This window comes from Paenibacillus sp. A3, assembly GCF_001399685.1.
Classification (GTDB): domain Bacteria; phylum Bacillota; class Bacilli; order Paenibacillales; family NBRC-103111; genus Paenibacillus_G.
Genome location: NZ_JTHN01000155.1, coordinates 16,372 through 35,824 on the forward strand (window position 1 = coordinate 16,372; position 19,453 = coordinate 35,824).

Annotated in this window: 11 protein-coding genes; 5 read left to right on the forward strand and 6 right to left on the reverse strand. The window is 57.0% G+C overall.

Annotated elements, in window-relative coordinates; all coding sequences use genetic code 11:
- Window positions 1-123: 123 nt before the first annotated feature.
- Genes QJ48_RS23370 through QJ48_RS23380 form a run of 3 tightly spaced genes read left to right on the forward strand, consistent with a single transcriptional unit; the run spans window position 124 to window position 6,513 of the window.
- Window positions 124-3,240, forward strand: coding sequence for a lantibiotic dehydratase (locus QJ48_RS23370; protein WP_237763039.1), 3,117 nt, complete (start codon window positions 124-126; stop codon window positions 3,238-3,240).
- Window positions 3,237-5,114 carry an ABC transporter ATP-binding protein gene (locus tag QJ48_RS23375; protein WP_054975890.1) on the forward strand — a complete coding sequence of 626 codons (1,878 nt, stop codon included), beginning with the start codon at window positions 3,237-3,239 and terminating at the stop codon, window positions 5,112-5,114. Before QJ48_RS23370 ends, QJ48_RS23375 begins: the two co-directional genes overlap by 4 nt.
- A 34-nt stretch (window positions 5,115-5,148) precedes the next feature.
- The gene (locus QJ48_RS23380) at window positions 5,149-6,513 is read left to right on the forward strand and encodes a lanthionine synthetase C family protein (RefSeq protein ID WP_054975891.1); all 1,365 of its coding nucleotides are present in this window, start codon (window positions 5,149-5,151) and stop codon (window positions 6,511-6,513) included.
- A gap of 80 nt (window positions 6,514-6,593) precedes the next feature.
- On the opposite strand, the gene ilvD is transcribed toward QJ48_RS23380, so the two are convergent.
- Complete coding sequence (gene ilvD / locus QJ48_RS23385; protein ID WP_054975892.1) at window positions 6,594-8,279, reverse strand: dihydroxy-acid dehydratase; 1,686 nt, start codon at window positions 8,277-8,279, stop codon at window positions 6,594-6,596.
- Window positions 8,280-8,489: 210 nt separating this feature from the next.
- Between ilvD and QJ48_RS23390 the strand changes: the two genes are divergently transcribed.
- Window positions 8,490-8,783 (forward strand): DUF3055 domain-containing protein, encoded by a 294-nt coding sequence (locus QJ48_RS23390; RefSeq protein WP_054975893.1) that lies wholly within the window; start codon window positions 8,490-8,492, stop codon window positions 8,781-8,783.
- 71 nt (window positions 8,784-8,854) lie between these two features.
- On the opposite strand, the gene QJ48_RS23395 is transcribed toward QJ48_RS23390, so the two are convergent.
- Complete coding sequence (locus QJ48_RS23395; protein WP_054975894.1) at window positions 8,855-9,172, reverse strand: cupin domain-containing protein; 318 nt, start codon at window positions 9,170-9,172, stop codon at window positions 8,855-8,857.
- A gap of 108 nt (window positions 9,173-9,280) precedes the next feature.
- Window positions 9,281-10,090, reverse strand: a complete 810-nt coding sequence (locus QJ48_RS23400; protein ID WP_054975895.1) for an AraC family transcriptional regulator — start codon at window positions 10,088-10,090, stop codon at window positions 9,281-9,283.
- Between the two features lie 118 nt (window positions 10,091-10,208).
- Here QJ48_RS23400 and QJ48_RS23405 point away from each other — a divergent pair, with 118 nt between their 5' ends.
- Window positions 10,209-11,462 carry an MFS transporter gene (locus tag QJ48_RS23405; protein WP_054975896.1) on the forward strand — a complete coding sequence of 418 codons (1,254 nt, stop codon included), beginning with the start codon at window positions 10,209-10,211 and terminating at the stop codon, window positions 11,460-11,462.
- An 81-nt stretch (window positions 11,463-11,543) separates the two neighbouring features.
- On the opposite strand, the gene QJ48_RS23410 is transcribed toward QJ48_RS23405, so the two are convergent.
- The 3 genes from QJ48_RS23410 to QJ48_RS23420 form a co-directional block, all read right to left on the reverse strand.
- On the reverse strand, window positions 11,544-12,056 hold the full coding sequence (locus QJ48_RS23410; protein WP_010497939.1) for an acyl-CoA thioesterase: 513 nt from the start codon (window positions 12,054-12,056) through the stop codon (window positions 11,544-11,546).
- 20 nt (window positions 12,057-12,076) lie between these two features.
- Complete coding sequence (locus tag QJ48_RS23415) at window positions 12,077-12,985, reverse strand: 5'-3' exonuclease H3TH domain-containing protein (RefSeq protein ID WP_082420651.1); 909 nt, start codon at window positions 12,983-12,985, stop codon at window positions 12,077-12,079.
- Window positions 12,986-13,174: 189 nt separating this feature from the next.
- Window positions 13,175-19,453, reverse strand: a 6,279-nt coding sequence (locus QJ48_RS23420) for a non-ribosomal peptide synthetase (RefSeq protein ID WP_054975899.1), incomplete at its 5' end; no start/stop codon positions are given.

Below are 19,453 nucleotides of genomic sequence, written 5' to 3' on the forward strand. Positions count from 1 at the left end.
GATAACGGAAGGTGAGACGACATGTCAGTTCAAGTGGCCCCCTCTCAACCAACGCAAGCTCATGCACATCCAAGCGTTTTTCAGGCGCTTGATTTTTTTATTTTGAGGATGCCTTTATTGCCGGTGGAACTATTCCAGAACCTTTCTGTCGATCCAAATGAGGATGAGGCGGTTAGCCGCAAGCCATGGTTCGAGAAATTGGCCGCCTACGCCGAATTGCCTATCATCCGGGAAGCCATTGCCGTATCCAGCTTGCCGCTGCTTCAGGCTTTGCCCAATCTAACCAACCAGGAGCATCCGCGCAAACAAGATCAGGCCGTAAAAGGCTTTCTGCGCTATTTGCTGCGTATGACCTCGCGTCCGACGCCTTTTGGTTTATTTTCTGGGGTTACATACGGAAATTTCGGGGAGCGGTATGCGTTCGGGCTTCAGCCCGTAACGGCCCACACCAAACGAGCCCGCCCTGATATGGAGTGGCTGCTGAAAGTGCTGTCCGACTTGGAGAGCCGGTTTGACGTCGTCAAGCAGTTAAAGGTCAGTCTCAATTGTTTGGCTTATCCCGTAGGCTCCCGCCTTTACCTGCCCTACCTGACCAAGTACGGCGTCAAGCAGAAAAGCAAAAGCACTATGGAGAGCACCTCCGTTCGCCTTACTCCGGCCGTGAAGCAGGTGATGGAGCTTACCCGTCAGCCCCTCCCCTTTTGCGAGTTGGCACTGAAGCTGCACAGCCAATTTTCCGATACGTCACTCGAGCAAATAAACCAATTTCTGTGGCAGCTGGTTCAGCAGGAAATCATCATCACGGACCTGCGCCCGCCTCTCATGACCGCTTCGCCATTCGATTACGTACTGCAGCGTTTAGCCGATGTCACCGGTGTGGAAGACGAGAGGACGAAGCTAGAAACCGCCGCAGCCCTCATCGCGAGCTATAACCGTACGGAAATCGGGCAAGGCGAGCCATTATATCATGAGCTTGTTGAGCATATGAAATCCGTTGCCGAAGCGGATAATCTCCTGCAAGTGGATCTGGCCCTCTCGATGGAGACGTTAACCCTCCCCAAATCCGTTGCGCAGGAGATCGAGCGTGTCGGCGAAGCGCTTTGGCGAATCTCCGGGGAACGGCTGAGACTTTCACATCTGGAAAGCTACCGCGCCGATTTCATGGAGAAATACGGGGCTTACCGCGAGGTTCCCCTGCTGGAGCTGCTGGACGCAGACATCGGGCTTGGCGCTCCGGCCGGATATGAATATCCCCGGGGCAACCGCAAGGAAGACAACACCCCTTCCTTCGCCCAGCAAAAGAAAAAGATGCTGCTGACCCAATGGGTCATGACATGCCTCCAGCAGGGGCGGCAGGAATTGGAGCTGACCGACAACATGGTGATGCAGCTCGAACCTGTGCCGATGGAGGAAAAGTACGCGCCACGGTCGTTGGAATTGGTTTTTGGCCTTGCCGCCCGATCCGGCCAAGCGGTGGAGGAGGGTGACTTTCTCCTGATTGCCGGAGGAACGACGGGCACCTACGGTGCAGGCAAATCCGTCGGCCGGTTTGTCGATTTATTTGATTCCTCCTTTGTGGACAAGCTCAAGCAAATTGACCGATTGGAGCAAAAGCTTCAGCCCGAAGCGATCCTCGCCGAGCTCGTTTATTTCCCAGGAGACGGCCGCGCGGCTAATGTCGCTCTGAGCACGAACATTCGCGAATACGAAATCGACATCGGCACCAATTCGGCCAAAGATCCGGAGCATACGATTCCGCTCTCCGATCTGGTCGTCGGTATTTCTGCGAGCGGTTTTTATTTGCGGTCTCTGGCAAAAAACCGAAGAGTTATTCCGGTGACAAACCACATGCTGAATACGTCGAATTCGCCTAACGTCTACCGGTTTTTGCGTGAAATATCGATGGAAAACCAGCGCAACATTGATTTTTTTGAGTGGAACGAGTTAAGAACTCTTCCTTTCTTGCCGCGGGTAAGGTACAGCAAAACGATCATTGCGGCGGCCTGCTGGAAGTTTAACGGGGACCTGCCACCTTTTCGCGGGAACATGACGGAGACGCAGTGGCGCCAAGCGTTCGAGGCGTACCGGAAGCAATGGAATGTTCCGCGCTTTGTTTATTTGACCCAATCGGATAACCGCTTGCTGCTGGATCTCGACTCCCCGCTTCATCGGGACGAAGTGTATCGGGATTATACGAAGCTTCAGCCTGGGGGGCAAATCGTCTTAACCGAAACCGGCTTTGCGTTTGAGCATCTGCCCGAGAGCGCAGACGGGCACTACGTGACCGAGTTTGTCTTTCCTCTCGTCAAACGGGATCTGCCGCAAGCTTCCACGCAGCCGGATCTCGGCGGAACTCTCGCCTCCCCCTCCATCCGCCTCGCGGAGAGATTGAAAATGCCGGGCAGCGAATGGCTGTATCTGAAATGGTACGGTGCGGATCATCGCGCCGACGCTTTTATCGGAGGACCTCTGCTGGAGTTTTGCCGCCAGGCGGAGGAGCAAGGATGGGCTGCCGGCAGCTTCTTTATGCGCTATGCCGATCCCGATCCGCATCTTCGCTGGCGTTTCTGCGGCCATCCCGAGCAGCTTCACACCGTGCTGCTGCCGCAGCTGTACCGGTTTACGCGGCAGTGCGTGGAAGACGGACTCTTGTCCCGCCTGGTGATCGATACTTACGATCCGGAAATCGAGCGGTACGGGGGCCGGACGTTGATAGGGACGGCGGAACGGCTGTTCTGTGTCGACAGCCGGGTCGTGGCCGAATGGATTCACGCCAGACAATCGGGACACCTCAGCCTGGACCCGCACTTGCTGGCTGTCATCAGCGTCATTGACATGATGGAACGATTCGGGCTGTCCTTCTTCGAGCAATTCGACTGGCTTAACACGATGGTACAGCATAAGGAGCATTTGGAGCTGTTCCGTCAGCACCGGCCGTTTCTTATGAAATTCGGGGATGCCAGAGGAAACTTTGCCCAGCTTCGCCATCTCCCTGACGGAGCGGTCATCCTGCCGATGCTCCAAGCCCGCGGCGAGGCGATAGCCCGGTACGTCGAGGGAATCCGGCTGTGCCAAGCGGAAGGAACCTTGACCAATACTCAAGAGGATCTGATGCAAAGCGTGATCCATATGCATCTAAACCGGCTGTTCGGCATCCAACGAGAAGAAGAGCAGAAGGTGTTGACTCTGGTCAGACATACGCTATACAGCTTGCAGCATGTGAGGAGGAATCAGCCATGAGCTCGGCTGCGGAAGAAGCATCCCTAACCGTAAATCTAACGAATATTGTGCAATCCTTTCGCTATTGGCCCCGCGTGTTCCAATTGCTGTGGCAGACGCACAAACCGTATTTCTTGCTTATTCTAGTGATTAACATTCTGCGCGGCGCCTCGCCGGTCATCTCGCTGCTGCTGCTCCAAACCCTGATCAACAGCATAGGCACCTCTTGGGATACGGGTTTTCAGACCGTGCTTTGGCCCTTTATTTGGCTCACTACGTTTACCGCATTTAATGAAGCGCTGTCGCTGGCTCAAAATTTCATCAGCAAATTATTTGAAACGCTGCTCAGCAATCGGATCAACATGCTCATTATGGAGAAGTCGATTTCCCTTTCGCTTAGCGATTTTGAGAACTCCCAGGTGCAGGACGCCCTGAAACGCGCCCAGAACGAGGCCGGTCATCGGCCTTATCAAATCCTGCAGCAGATTTTGTCCATTGTTACGGCTTCCATTACGTTATTCTCGACCGCGGCTATGCTCATTTCGTGGAAATGGTGGGCGGCTTTTCTCCTGATCCTCATTCCCTTGACCTCCTTCTATTCGTTTCTGAGGATCGGGCAGCAGGAGTTTATGCTTCAATGGAACCGGGCCCCGAAAATGCGGCATACCTGGTATTTGTCCGTGCTGCTGACAAGGGATCTCTCTTTCAAGGAGATCAAGCTGTTTCAACTGGGCGGTTATTTGCTCGGCAAATATCACGAGCTGCTGCGTCAATTTTTGGCGGAAGACAAACGCATGATCAAAAAGCGGCTCGGCATGGGAGCGATTTTTCAAGCGATCCAGCAAGGGGTCAACGCTTTCATGTTTCTCATGGTCTTATGGTCCGCCTTTAAGCGCGAAATTTTGATCGGCCATGTGGTCAGCTATACCCAAGCGATTACGTTAACCCTCGTTTCGTCGCAAAATCTGACGCAGGGCATCCTTTCCTTATGCCAGCACAATTTATTTTTACAGCAGTTGTTCGCTTTCCTGGATCTGCAGTCCTCCGATCCTGCCGCCAGAAGAATCGGAGCTTCGGAGGCTTCCCGTGCGACGAATGCGCCTGTCATCCAATCGGTGGAATTCCGCAATGTGTCTTTCCGTTATCCCGGCAGCAGTTATCCGGCTCTGCGTAATGTCAGCTTCACCCTGCAGCGCGGAGAAACACTCGCGATTGTAGGGCGCAACGGGTCCGGGAAGACAACGCTGATGAAGCTGCTGACGCAGCTGTACGACTCCTTTGAAGGAGAGATTCTCATCAACGGAGTCTCGATCCGCGATATGGACTGCGAAGCGTTTCGCCGCAAGGTCGGCGTCGTGTTCCAGGATTTTGTCCAATATGAGATGCAGGTCCGGCAAAATATCGGTTTTGGCAACGTCGCCAAAATGGAGGACGACGCCGAATTGTGGAAGGCGGCGGATCGGGCGGGCATCGCCGAGTTGGTCCGATCGATGCCCGCAGGCCTTGCCACGCAGCTCGGACGCTTGTTTGACGAAGGGCAGCAGCTCTCCGGTGGACAGTGGCAGCGGATTGCCATCGCCCGAGCCTTCATGCGCGAAGCCGAGCTCTATGTGCTGGACGAGCCCAGCTCCATGCTCGACCCGGAAACCGAGCTGCAGGTGTTCCAGGCGTTTCGGGAACTGGTCCGCGATCGGTTGGGCATCTTCATTTCTCACCGCTACTCCGCCATCCGGTACGCCGACCATATCCTCATGATGGATCAAGGCTCCGTGGTCGAGCAGGGCAATCATCAACAGCTCATGCAGCAGAACGGGATGTATGCGGAGCTCTATATGATGCAAGCGAATGCTTATTTGGACGCCGATCATGAGCGCAAAGCGCGTTCGGCCGTTTGATTGCGGCAACCATGATCCGAAGGGAGAAATCGGAATGAACCCGAAAGAAACTTACGAGGCCAAGTGGCTGCCGCTTGAAGGCGCCGAACGAATCGAACGGGTCCGCTCGATTGTGATGGAGACGGCCCGGCGATTGAAGGACCCGGGAGACATCGAGCAATTCGCTCTCGCAGAAGAAAATAAACGGATAGAGCAAGGAAAATTTTACGTGAAGTGGAACGGGCTGGACCTTGCGCGGGGGTATTCGGGTTTATGCCTGTTGTTCGGCGAGCTGGATCGGCTAGAGCCCGATGGACAATGGGACGTCGCAGGTCACCGCTATGTTATTCTCATGCAGCAAGCTTTGGAACAGCAAGGAATCGAGTCCTTATCCCTATGGAGCGGTATGGCCGGAGTCGTTACGGGCATCCAGGCTTTGTCGCGGCAGGGCACCCGGTACGCGAATATGCTTCGGTCCCTCAACGACTTTTTCCTGCGCATGTTCCCCGAGTACATGTATGTTGTCCGGAGAAATATAAAAGAAGGCGTGCTCATGTCCGATTACGACGTGATGCAGGGCTTAAGCGGCATAGGCCGTTATTTGCTGCACTTTAAAGAGCATCCCGAGATGCGCATTGCGCTTACGCAGGTGCTTGAGTATATGGTTGAGCTGTGCGGGTACAAGGAGATGCAAGGTAAACAAGTTCCGGGATGGTATATTTCGCCCGACCGGCTTATTTCCTCCTCCGATCAGGAGTTATACCCCGAGGGTTACTTCAACTGCGGAGTTTCCCACGGCATTCCGGGTCCTTTGGCCCTGCTCTCCCTTGCGCACCTGCAAGGCGTAGAAGTCGAGGGCGGGCAGGAAGCCATCCGCTCCATCGCCGAGTGGTTGATGCGGTTTACGATCAAGGATGAGTACGGCCTCTATTGGCCCGGTCATGTATCGTGGCAAGAGCAGACAGCGGGCGCGGCAAGCGGCTCGCCGTCCCGCGAAGCTTGGTGCTATGGCGGGCCCGGCGTCGCACGCACGCTATGGCTCGCGGGGCAAGCGCTCGGAGAACCGGCGTGGAGGCAAGCGGCGATTGAATCGTTCCTTGGAACGGCCCGGCGGCCCGAACGGCTGTGGAACTTGCATTCCGCCACCTTTTGCCACGGCTATGCCGGTCTCCTGCAAATGACGCAGCGGATGATCGCAGACACGGGGACCACGGAGCTCATTCCTTTACGCGACCGTCTCGTTGATCGGATTGTTCAGTCCTATGATGCGAGTGCGCCTTACGGCTTTGCAGAGCTGGAAGAAGGCGAAAAGCTGCATTTCGCCGGAGTGCTGGACGGGGCAGCAGGCGTTGCGCTCACGCTGCTTGCGGTCATTCAAGATCAGGAGCCGGAGTGGGATCAGGTTTTCCTATTGAAGTAAGGTTAGTTGTTACGTAAAAAAGCCTTCGGTGCCGGATCGTTTCGTTCCGGACGCGAAGGCTTTTTTTTGCAGGGGAATTACTAGATTTTCATGACTCCACCGGTGCTGGCCGAGGTTACGAGCTTGGAATAGCGGGCCAGATAACCCGTTTTCACCTTCGGCTCGAAGCCTTTCCAGTTCGCACGGCGGCGTTCGAATTCCTCGTCGCTGACCAGCAGCTCGATTTTACGGTTAACGAGATCGAGCTCGATGATATCGCCGTCCTCGACGAATGCGATCGGACCGCCTTCCGCCGCTTCCGGCGAGATGTGGCCGATGCTGATACCGCGTGATGCGCCGGAGAAACGGCCGTCCGTAATGAGACCGACTTTCGCGCCGAGGCCCATTCCGACGATCTGCGAGGTTGGGGCGAGCATTTCCGGCATGCCGGGACCGCCTTTCGGACCTTCGTAACGGATAACGACGACATGGCCTTCTTTTACTTTGCCGTTGGCGATGCCTTCCAGCGCCGCTTCCTGCGAATCGAAGCAGATGGCCGGCCCTTTGTGATAGCCGCCCACGGACTTGTCCACCGCGCCGACCTTGATGATCGAGCCGTTCGGTGCCAGGTTGCCGAACAGCACCGCCAAGCCGCCTTGCTCCGAATGCGGGTTATCCAGCGTACGGATGACGTCCGTGTTCAAAATCTCGCAGCCGGCGACGTTTTCGCGCAGCGTTTTACCGGTCACGGTGATGCGGTCGCCGTACAGCGCGCCCGGCTTTTTGAACAGTTCGTTCAGGACGGCGCTCACGCCTCCGGCGTTGTGAACGTCCTCGATATGATAATCGGAGGCCGGAGCGATTTTGGCCAAGTGCGGGATGCGCTTCGCCACTTCATTGATCCGCTCGATCGGGTATTCGAAGCCCGCTTCGTGCGCCAGAGCGAGTGTGTGCAGCACAGTATTGGTCGAGCCGCCCATCGCCATATCCAGCGCGAACGCATTGTCGATCGCTTCCATCGTCACGATATCGCGCGGCTTGATATCCTTTTGAATCAACTCCATGAGCTGCTTCGCGGAACGCTTCACGAATTCCTTACGGTCATCGGAAATCGCCAAAATGGTGCCGTTGCCCGGGAGCGCCAGACCGAGAGCTTCCGCCAGACAGTTCATCGAGTTGGCCGTGAACATGCCGGAGCAGGAGCCGCAGGTCGGACAGCCGTATTGCTCAAGCTCAAGCAGACCTTTATCGTCGATTTTGCCGGCTTGGTAAGCGCCCACGCCTTCGAATACGGAAGACAGTGAAATCGAACGTCCGTCGCTCGTTTTTCCGGCTTTCATCGGACCGCCGCTGACGAATACCGTCGGAATGTTGACGCGCAGCGCGCCCATCATCATGCCCGGCGTAATTTTGTCGCAGTTCGGGATGCAGACCATGCCGTCGAACCAGTGCGCGGACACAACCGTTTCGAGAGAATCCGCAATAATCTCGCGGCTCGGCAAGGAATAGCGCATGCCGATATGCCCCATGGCAATGCCGTCGTCTACGCCGATCGTGTTAAATTCAAACGGCACGCCGCCCGCTTCGCGAATCGCTTCTTTCACGAGCTTGCCGAATTCCTGCAGGTGAACGTGACCCGGAACGATGTCGATATACGAGTTGCAAACCGCGATAAACGGCTTGTCGAAGTCCTCCTCTTTGACGCCGGCGGCGCGCAGCAAGCTGCGGTGCGGAGCGCGGTCAAAGCCCTTTTTGATCATGTCGCTTCTCATTTTTCCCTTGGACATTCGCTTAAAGCCTCCGTTTCCATCCCTATGAAAATAGAATTCTACGATTTAACGCTTCACTCGATTGTATCACGTTTCCCCGGAATTGAAAACGTGAACCGGATTGGAAAAAAGGCGGTTTCCCCGGCTGACGCGCCGTTTTTGCGGCCTGGTCGGCAAATCTGTTATAATTCGGTTAGCTTCAGGAATTTAAGTATCGGAGGATGCGTCATGACGGAGTTTGATTATTTGTACGACGGTACGGAGGAAACGAAAACCCGCTTCGTATGCGTAGTCGGCGAAACGCTGCGGCGGTTCGATCTGGCGATTACGAGTACGAATCGTTTTTATGGAAAAAAATTAGTCACCGACATGCAGACGGGACGGACGGCGGTCATCGGACCGGACGATCTGGAGGAAGAAGGATATTTGGAGCATGCCTATAAGCTTAACGAAGAAGAGGCCAACGAGCTGCGGGCGTTTCTGAGCGAGGTTGTCGGGCCGATCAGCTTCTCGGACATTTAATGCACTTGGAACCTGCAGATAAAAAAAGCCGCCGGCACCGCACAATACGGCATCCGGGCGGCTTTTCCCCGTTATTTCTTAATCAGATCCTCACGCACCGGCGTGAACGAGTCGAGCAGCGCGCTCGCCTCCAGCGCCCGGCAGCCGTGCTTCGCCCCGCTCGGGATATAGATCGTCTCTCCCGCCGCGATCACTTTCGTATCCCCGTCCACCGTAAATTCAAGCCGGCCCTTCAAGCAGTACGACAGCTGCTCGTGCGGGTGGCTGTGCACGTATCCTTCGGCCCCTTCCTCGAAATGCACTTCCATCATCATGATGCCGGCTCCCGGCTCGAATATTTTCCGTTTCACGCCGGGCTCGGCGTTTTCCCATACGTTGATGTTGCTCATGCGTCGTCCCCTCTTCCCGATCCTGATCTTTCGATTATATCGCAGGGGCGTACGAATTCGAAGGGAGCTTCCCCGGATGAAGTAGGCTTTTTTTCAGGTGCGGACGTCTTAGCGCCGGGGGGCAGCTCCTTTGCGGTACTGCTCCGGAGTGACGCCTGTCGCTTTGGCAAACGCGCGGTACAGTTGACTTGGGCTCGAAAATCCCAGACTGTAGCTGATCTCCGTGACGCTGGCTCGCGTCCTCACTAACTGCTCCTTCGCCTGTTCGATCCGCAGGCGCAAAATATATTGATAAGGCGTCACGCCCACCGTCTGTGTAAAAGAGCGGATAAAGTGAAACTTGCTCTGATAAACGAGCGAAGCGAGCCTCTCCATCGTGAGCCGTTCCGTATAATGCGCATGAATAAACTCCAGGATATCTGTCATCCCCGGCGCGAGCGCCCCATCGACATGTCGTCCGTTCAGTACACGTGAATCGTTTTTCCCCACCACGCGCCGTATATAAGTCAGCACCCGGTCTTCGGTTTCTTCTACCGCGAGCGGATCGGGACCGTCGCGAAGCAGCAGCTCGGAAGTCCAGGCCTTCATTTGTTTTTTAATGTCTTCCGGGTTAAAAAGCGGCCGCGAATCCAGCTCCGGCTCCTGTTCCGACCAGCCTTCAACAAGCAGCTGCTTCCGGACCTGCACGATATATACGCCCCCATCCGGGCCGAGCGAAAAATGATGCTCCTCCCCCGGATGCTGGATCAAAGCGTGGCCCCCGCTGATCGAATACACTCTCCGCTCCTGCGTCAAACGGCAAGTGCCGGTGACGGGAATGGTGATTTGGTAAAAATCGGCATGGGCGTGAGGGATATTCTCAAACGTATTCTCGATGCGCCATAGTTCCATATTCGGCGTCGTTAGTTTAAATTGCATGTCCGCTCTCCCTCCTTCCCGCCATTATAGCAAAAATTGCTCGGACGTTAAGCAATTTTTGCGGCGACTTCGTCCGCCTCCTCCCTTAAGATTAGTAAGAAAAAAAGGATAGGTGCCTATGAACGCTAAAGATACGTTAAGCAAAACCGCCTCGGCCGGTATGCTCGCGCTGACCGGGGTCAGCCTGGCGCATCTGCTGAACGACGCGATGCAGTCCGCCATCCCGGCGGTCTTCCCGATCTTCCAGCAATCGATGCAGCTCAGCTTCGCGCAGATCGGCTGGATCGCCTTCGCCCTGAACGTCACGGCCTCCGTATTGCAGCCGCTTGTCGGCTATTACACCGACAAGCGTCCGACGCCGCTGCTGCTTCCGGCGGGCATGGTTTTCTCGCTGCTCGGCATGATCGGGTTCGCCTATTCGGCCAATTGGTGGATGCTGATTGCCTCCGCCTTGCTGCTGGGCGTCGGCTCGTCCGTGCTGCATCCCGAATCTTCGCGGGTCGCCCACCTTGCCTCCGCCAAAGGAAGAGGACTCGCCCAATCCATCTTTCAGGTCGGGGGTAACACCGGACAGGCGCTGGCTCCCTTAATCGTCGCCTGGCTCGTGGTGCCTCAAGGACAACGAGGGCTGCTCTTGTTCTCGTTCGCCGCCGTATTGGGAATCGTCCTGCAGGGCATCGTCTCGGGCTGGTACCGACGTCATCTTGCCGCTCAGGCTTCCAAGAAACGGAGCGCATTACCGGCCGATACGAAGCCCTTGAAAAAAGGATATGTTTCCTTCGCCATCGGTTTGCTGATTGTCTTGTTGTTCTCCAAATTCGTGTATATTGCCGGGATGACCGGCTATTATGCCTTTTATTATATGGACCGGTACGGACTGTCCTTGGAAAACGCCCAGCTTTGCTTGTTCGTGCTGCAAGCGGCCGGCATGCTCGGGACGCTGTTCGGCGGCCCGCTTGCCGACCGTTTCGGACGGAAGCGGATCATCTGGTTTTCCATTCTCGGCACCGCGCCGTTCTCGCTGCTGCTGCCCTATGCCACGCCGTTCTGGGCCGCCGTGCTTTGCTTTATGATCGGCGCCATTCTGATGTCGGGGTTCACGGTGATTATCGTATACGCCCAGGAACTGCTCCCCGGGAAGGTCGGGACCGTCGCCGGGCTGTTTTTCGGATTGGCCTTCGGACTCGGCGGGCTCGGATCTGTCGTCTTGGGCTCGCTGATCGATAAGACGAGCGTCTCCTTCGTCATTCAGCTCTGCGCCTTCCTCCCGCTGCTGGGTGCCGCAGCCCTGCTCCTGCCCAAAGACGTAAGTGCGGCCAGGCAGACGCAGGAAGCGGAAACGGCCTCAGGCGGCCTGTCCGCCGAATCCTAGCCTGCGCTCCCAAGCTAAAACAGAACAGACCTCCGGGCCGCATCGGCAGCCTTCGGAGGTCTGATTCATTCCCACCTTTGGTTATTCCCAAGGAAAATCCATAATCAAGTAGTCGGCAAATGCCTTGCTCTGCTCACGGCGGATTCTGCGCATTTCCGCCCGGTGCTTTGCCGTTTCGTGCAGCCGCTTCTCTTCCTCTGTTTCCGGGATGACTTGCGGCACCGGAACGGGCCGCTGGTCGTCATTCAACGCGACGAAGGTCAGGAAGGCCGTCGCCGCAATTTTCCGCTCGCCGGTAATCAGGTCCTCGGTGATCACTTTCACAAACACTTCCATCGAGCTTTTGCCGGTCCACGTGACGAACGATTCGAGACAGACCGAATCCGTAGGCCGCACGGGCGACAAAAAGTCGACGGAGTCGGTCGATGCGGTAACGACGTTTTCCCGGCAATGCTTGGAAGCCGAAATCGATGCGATATCGTCGATATAAGCCATCAGCTTGCCGCCGAACAGCGTATTGTGATTGTTGACGTCAGTCGGGAACACCCGGGAAGTTTTGTAGCATCGCGATTGTTTGGCATATTGTTGTTCCATAAGTTAGGCGCCCCTTTTCATTATCCGATCAATTTCATTAATCCCCTGAATTCGAGCTCTTCAAACTTGCTCAGGACCGATTGCCGGTCCATTTCCCAGAAACAGCCTTCCAGCGCGCAGGCGACGGGAGCTTCGCAGCAGATTGTCGCGAGGCTTCGCGAGAGGTGCAGCATATCGAGCTGCGTTTCGATCTTGGAGCGGACGCCTTTCGGCAGCAGCTCAAGATTTTCCAAAATCCCTTCGATGGATTCGTATTCTACCAACAGCTTGAGCGCCGTCTTTTCGCCGATACCTTTTACGCCCGGATAATTATCCGCCGTATCGCCCATGAGCCCTTTGAGATCGATAATTTGCTTCGGTGTCAGCTGCATTTCCTCAAACAGCGATTCCGGGCTGTAAACGGCGTAATTGCCTTGGCCCTTCTTCATAATCACGACCCGTACCCGCTCGGCCACGAGCTGCAGCATATCGTGATCCCCCGTCAGTATGTATACTTCCGCGTCCTGACTATAGTGCTTCGCCAACGTGCCGATGCAGTCGTCGGCCTCGTACCCGGAGATGCCAACGTTGATGACGCCGAAGCTGGACGTCACTTCTTTGACGAGGTCGAACTGGGGAATAAGCTCTTCCGGACAATCGGCCCGGTTCGCCTTGTATTCCGTGAATTGCTCGCTGCGGAACGTTTTGCTCCCCATGTCCCAGCAGCATACGATGTGCGTCGGCTCAAACCGTTGAACCGCGTCCCAAAAATATTTCACGAATCCGAATACGGCGTTTGTCGGCGTCCCGTCACTCGTTCGCATAATATATCCGCTGTAGGAAGTGGCATAAAAAGCGCGGAACAGCAAAGCCATCCCGTCGACGAGCAAAACCCGCGGAAGCGTCGCATTGTTATCATGTATATCGTTTATATCCTTCAACTGCTCCAAGCTTCATCTCTCCCATGAACCGTTATTCCTTCATCATTATAACACAGGTTCGCATGTCGGAGACGCAACGTTTGCAAAAGCAAAAATCCCCAGCCAGCCTCTTTCCAATCCAAAAAAAGAATCCCGATCGATTCGCGGGACTTAAAGATTCCCTGTTCGATCAGGATGAATTGGGTTGATATTCGTCCGCTATACCAGGTGGGACTCCATCCGGGTACCGGACGTTTTTTCGGCGATTTGCCGCAGGATTTCTTGGATGCCCTTAATGTTTTCTTCGACGAAACCGGACTCCAGCACCTCGTCGTGATTGCCGATCAACGGGTATTCCGCATAGCTTCCTTCCGTCGACTCCTTCCATAACAGGCGGTTGCCTGACGCCGCATCCTCCGCGCTGGTGCCTGCGGCCACAAATCCGTGAATGTCGGCCCGGACCGTTCCCGTATTCAGCAGTCCGTTCTTGTACATGGCGTAGTCGTATATTTTTTGCTTATAACTCTTCGTCAAAATTTGCTTATACGGTTCGGAGATCTGCTCCAGAAGAAGATCGATTTCTTTGACCGTTTCCTCTCGGGTTAAGTCGATGATTTCGCTGCTCTTGACCGAATCGATCATGATGATGTCGGACACCGCATAGCCTCTGCTTTCCAGCGCTTTGGCCACTTCGTGCGCCAGATTGCCTCCTGACGAGTAGCCGAGCAGGACATAAGGCGGCTTCGCTTGAATGCTTACGATATGCTCCACATAGCGCTCCAGCAGCTCTTCCTCGTGCCCGCAATCCTGGATGAAGTCGAGGCCGTAGACGACGCAGCGGTCTTCCAGCAATCTGGCCATCTCGGCAAAAGCAAGACCATAGCCGATCATCGGAGGGAAGCAGAACAGGTTGAGCGGGCCGCTCTCGTTTAACTTGACGACCGGATAACCGGCGTTCCGCTCCAGCTCGGATTTCATCAGCTCGCGCGCAAGCCCTTCGATCGTCGGCGATTCGAACACGCTGCGAATCGGCAGCTCGACGCCCGTCTCCCGATGCATTTTGCGCACCAGCTCAAGCACCTTGAGCGAATGCCCTCCCAAGGCGAAGAAGTTGTCCTTCACTCCGGCGCGCGAAACGCCCAGCACGTCTTGCCAGATCTGCGCCAGCCGTTCCTCCGTCCCCGTGCGCGGCGCGATGTACTCCGTTCCCGTCCACATGCTTCCGTCTGGGGCCGGCAGCGCCTTGCGATCGATTTTCCCGCTGGAAGTCAGCGGCATCCGCTCCACAGACACGAAATACGCCGGAACCATGTACCCCGGCAGCGCCGCAGCCAAAGCCTCCCGCAGCTCGCCTGCGGCAAGCTCCCGGTCTCCGGTGACATACGCGCACAGCTGCTGTCCGCCTTCATCCGCAATCGCAACAACGACGGCTTCCCGGACGGACGGTACGTTCATCAGCTGCGCCTCCACCTCGCCCAGCTCGATCCGGTAGCCGCGGATTTTGACCTGATCGTCGATGCGGCCCGCGAATTCGATCGTTCCGTCCGGCAGCCATCTCGCCCAGTCGCCCGTTCCGTACATTCGCTCGCCCGGCGCAAACGGATTCGGGACAAACTTCTCCGCCGTCAGCTCCGGACGGTTCAGGTACCCTTTGGCCAGCCCGTCGCCGGAAATGTACAGCTGGCCCAGCACGCCCACAGGCTGCAGCTGTTGATGCGGGTTCAAAATATAGGCTGCGGTATTATGGATCGGCTTCCCTAACGTAACCGGAGTCCCCGCTTCGCATTGGCCGGCAAGCACATCGATCGTCGTCTCTGTCGGACCGTAATGGTTGTGAAGTTCGTAGCCTTTTCGGACCAGTTTTTCTTTTAAGGAGTCCTCCAGCCGCTCTCCTCCGCAAATCAAGACGCGCAAAGAAGGGTGTCTCTCTTCATCATCCTCGGCCAGAAATTCCCGCATGAGCGCTTGGGGAAGATCCAGGATCTGGATTTCGGTGGCGGCCGCATAGTCCAAAAGACGCCGCTTGCTCAGGAGCGTTTCCTTGCGGATGACGTGCAGCTCGCCGCCGTGCAGCAGCATGCCGAACATTTGCTCCACGCTGGGATCGAACGTATATTCCGCCGTCAAAATCATCCTTGGCTGAACTTGTCCAAAATAGCGTGCATGGAACCAGCTTACGGTGTTGATGACGCTGCGGTGCGCGACCATTACCCCTTTGGGCTGCCCCGTCGTTCCCGATGTATAGAGCACGTAGATCAGGTTGTCCGGCCCGCTGGCGTGCTCCGGATTCGAATCATCGTCTCCGTAGGCCTGCGGGTTGTCCAGCGCGACGATTTTGCCGCCAAAAGCCACCCGCTCACGCAGACGATCTTGCAGCAGCAAGAGCTGCGCGCCCGAGTCTTCCAGCATGTAACGAATCCGTTCCTCCGGATATTCGGGATCGACCGGCACATAAGCGCCTCCGGCCTTGAGAATCGCCAGCACGCCGACAATCATTTCCAGCGAGCGCTCCGCCATCATCGCGACAAGTTTGTCCGGCTGCACACCTTCGGCCCGCAGCGTATGCGCCAGCCGGTTCGCCCGTTCGTTCAGCTCGCGGTAGGTCAGCCGCTCGTCCTCCCAGACGACCGCCGTCCGGTCCGGCGTACGCGCCGCCTGCTCTTCGAACAGGCCGTGCACGGTCCGCTCCCGCGGATAATCTGCCGCCGTCTCGTTGAACGCACGGACGAGCTGTTCTTTTTCCTCCGGCGTCGCCAGCTCCAGCTCGCTCACGCGAAGGTGCGGGTTCTCCGTAACTTGCTCCAGAATATGAACAAAATGCCCCTGAATCCGCCGGATATCGTCCATATCATAGGCCAGCGTATTATAGCCGAAGCTCACCCGGATCTCCTCGCCCGGCAGCACCACCAGGTTGAAATCGTAATTCGTCTGCTCGAATACCGACACGTTGCCGATCTCAAAAGCCGCCTCCTCAGGGCTTCCGAGCTGCTCCACCTGCTCCTCTACGGGATAGTTTTCAAACACCATGATATGGCTGATCAAGTCCTGCTTTTGCCCGGTCAGCGCCTGAATCTCGAACAGCGGATACGTATCGTAGGCATTGGAGGCCAGCGCTTGCTCCTGGGTCCTTCTCATCGCTTCCGCAAAGGTTGCTTCCGACTCGCAGCGGATACGCACCGGGATCGTATTGATAAACAAGCCGACGATCCCTTCCACCCCTTGAATATCCGACGGCCTGCCCGATACCACGCTGCCAAACACGGCATCTCCGCTGTTGTTGTACTTTTGCAAAACGACGCCCCACGCGGTCTGCATCAGCGTATTCACGGTTACCTGATGCTTCTTCGCCGTCCGGTTCATCCGCTCGGTCAACGATTGGCCCAGCCCGCAGCTCCACTCGCCCGAACCGTAGCCCTCCGCCTCGCGCGGCTTTGTTCCCGGCAGCGCCGTCCGCTGCTCGTAGCCGGACAGGTAATCCCGCCAATAGGCGGCGGCCGCCTCGCCGTCCTGCGCTTCCAGCCACTCGATAAAGCGGCTGTACGGCACGGCTGCGGCAAGCTCGGGCTGCCTTTGCTCCCGGATGGCGTTGTAGCTTTCGAACACTTCCTTGTTCACCAGAGACAAGCACCAGCCGTCCATGACGATGTGATGGAAGCTCCAGACGAACCGGTACGTTCGTTCTCCGGTACGCAGGATCGACACGCGGATCAACACGTCCCGGCTCAGGTCGAAGCCTTTCGCCTTGTCCGCGATTTCGAAAGCCTGCACATAAGCGCTGCGCACCACTTCTTCCATCCCGCGCAGATCCTCGTAATGGAAGCCGCAGTCCCGGTTCCGGTACACGACCTGCAGCGGCTCCGTTCCCCGGTCGGTATAAAAATTGGTCCGCAACGCTCCGTGCCGGCGTACCAGCAGGTTCAAGCTTTGGGCGAATGCGTCGACATCGAAGCTGCCCTGGAGGTCGTAGGTCACCTGCTCAAAATAAGCCGACGATTCCCGGTCGAAATGGCTGTAGAACAGCATCCCTTTCTGCATCGGGGTGAGCGCGTACACGTTCTCGATCTCCCCGGCGGCTCCCGCCTGCTCCACGAGCCTGTCAAGCTCCTCGATGGTTAAGCCTTTGTACGAAATGTCGCTCGGCGTCAGCTCCGGACGCTCTTTTGCCGCGCAGTGGGCGATCACTTCTCTTAAGCTCGCTTCCAGCAGTCCGGACAGCCGCTCCATCGTTTCCTTACGGTACGCTTGGCCGCTGTAGCTGACCGTCAGTTCGAGGACACCCCCCGAGATCATCCCGTTAATATCCAGCGTGTAGGCTCTGGCCATGCTGTCAGAGATCGACGCGCCGCTCGAATAGGGAGAAGCTTGAAGTGCGTTGCTCTCCATATCCTGATCGAACTGCCCCAAATAGTTAAAGCTGATCTCCGGCCGTACCGCGAACGTTTCGCCCTCCCGGGTAGCCGATAAATAGCGGAGGATTCCGTAGCCGATCCCCTTTTGCGGAATTTGGCGCAGCCCTTCCTTAACCCGCTTGATCCGCTGTGAGACCTCTTGACCCGCGCCCATCTCCAGCACGACAGGAAATTGGGTTGTAAACCAGCCTACGGTACGCGTAATATCGATGTCCGGAACAATAGCTTCCCGCCCGTGGCCTTCCAGATTGACGAGCACCCGCTCCATCCCGGTCCACCGGTGAACGGCCATGCCTACGGCCGTGAGCAGCAGATCGTTCACTTCCGTATTGTAAGCGCGGTGCGCCTGCTTGAGAAGCTGCTCCGTTTCCTGCGCCGTCCATACCGATGTAACGGCTTCGCTTTCCGCAAGCAGCGGCCTGTCCTGCGGGTCCGGCGTCTTGTCTCTGGGCAGCAGCTCGTACCCGGCCTGCGCGATTTGCCGCCAATAGACGCGTTCACGTTCCATAGCAAGGCCGTCGGCGTAATGGGACAGCTGCTCCGCCCACAGCCGGAACGAATCCGTCTTGTGCGGAAGGCGGATCGGCTCGCCTTGGACGGCTTGCTCGTAGGCGCTCGCAAGATCCTCGAACAAAATCCGCCAGGACACCCCGTCCACGACCAGATGGTGAATCACGATCAGCAGATGGTCTCCGTCCGCGCAGCGGAACAGCCCCAGCTTCATGAGCGGTCCGACGCTCAGGTCGATGCCGCTTTGAATCTCGTTTGCCTTCGCTTCAATCGCCGCGGCGCAGTCCGCAACGCCCTCGAAATCGGCGATATCCAACGTGAACGGCTCGCCCTCGCCGATCCCTCGGTTCCGGGCCTCGTAGCCGCCGTCTTCCGTCCGGCGGTAAACGGTGCGCAGCGCGTCGTGATGTCCGACGATATGGCGCATTGCCTGACGCAGCGCCGCTTCGTCAAAGCCGTCCTTCCGGCAGAACATCACCGCCTGGTTAAAATGATGCGGCTCGGCCGGTTCCTGTCCGAAAAACCAATGCTGAATCGGCGTCAGCTTCACGCCGCCCGCAATTTCTCCTTGGTCGGCGATGCGGCTTACCGGTTGAACGATCCCGCTGAGTCCGGCGATGGTCGGGAATCGGAACAAGTCCTTCATCTCCAGCTTATAGCCTGCTTGGAACAGCCGGGAGGAAATTTGAATCGATTTAATCGAATCGCCTCCGAGATCGAAGAAGTTGTCCATAATGCCGACTGTTTTGACTCCCAAAACCGCCTGCCACACCGACGCCAGCGCTTGCTCAATGGCGGTTCGCGGGGCTACGTATTCCGTTCCCGTCTGGACGTTTCCTTCGGGTGCCGGTAGCACTCGGCGGTCCACTTTGCCGTTCGGTGTCAGCGGAATCTGCTCCACCTGCACGAAATACGACGGCACCATGTACCCCGGCAGCTCCTGCGACAGCACGCTTCGAACCCTACTTGCCATCAGTTCATTCTCCGCCGTGAAGTACGCGCACAACTGCTTTTGCCCCTGCTCGTCCTCCCGCGCGATCACGACCGCTTCCTTCACGCCTTCCACGCGCAGGAGCTGCGCTTCCACCTCGCCCAGCTCGATCCGGTAGCCGCGGATTTTCACCTGCTCGTCGATCCGCCCTTTGTATTCTAGCGTCCCGTCCGCACGCCAGCGCACCAGGTCTCCCGTCCGGTAGCAGCGCTCTCCCTCGCGCACCGGGCTGGCGATAAACTTTTCCGCCGTCAGCTCCGGGCGGTTCAAGTAGCCGCGCGCTACTCCGTCTCCGCCGACGATCAGCTCGCCCCACGCTCCGACCGGCTGCAGCTTCATCGCGCGATCGACCACATAAGCCGTCGAATTTGCGATCGGACGACCGATCGGCACCGCTTCCGTCTGCTCACCCGCTATCGTATGCGTCGTCGAGAACGTCGTATTTTCCGTCGGACCGTAGCCGTTGACCACACTCAGCCCCGGATTGTCCCGCAGCACCCGGTTGATATGCGGCACCGACAGCACGTCCCCGCCTACGATTAGCGTCTTCATGTCCCCGAACAGACGGCTGCTCTGCTGCGTCAATTG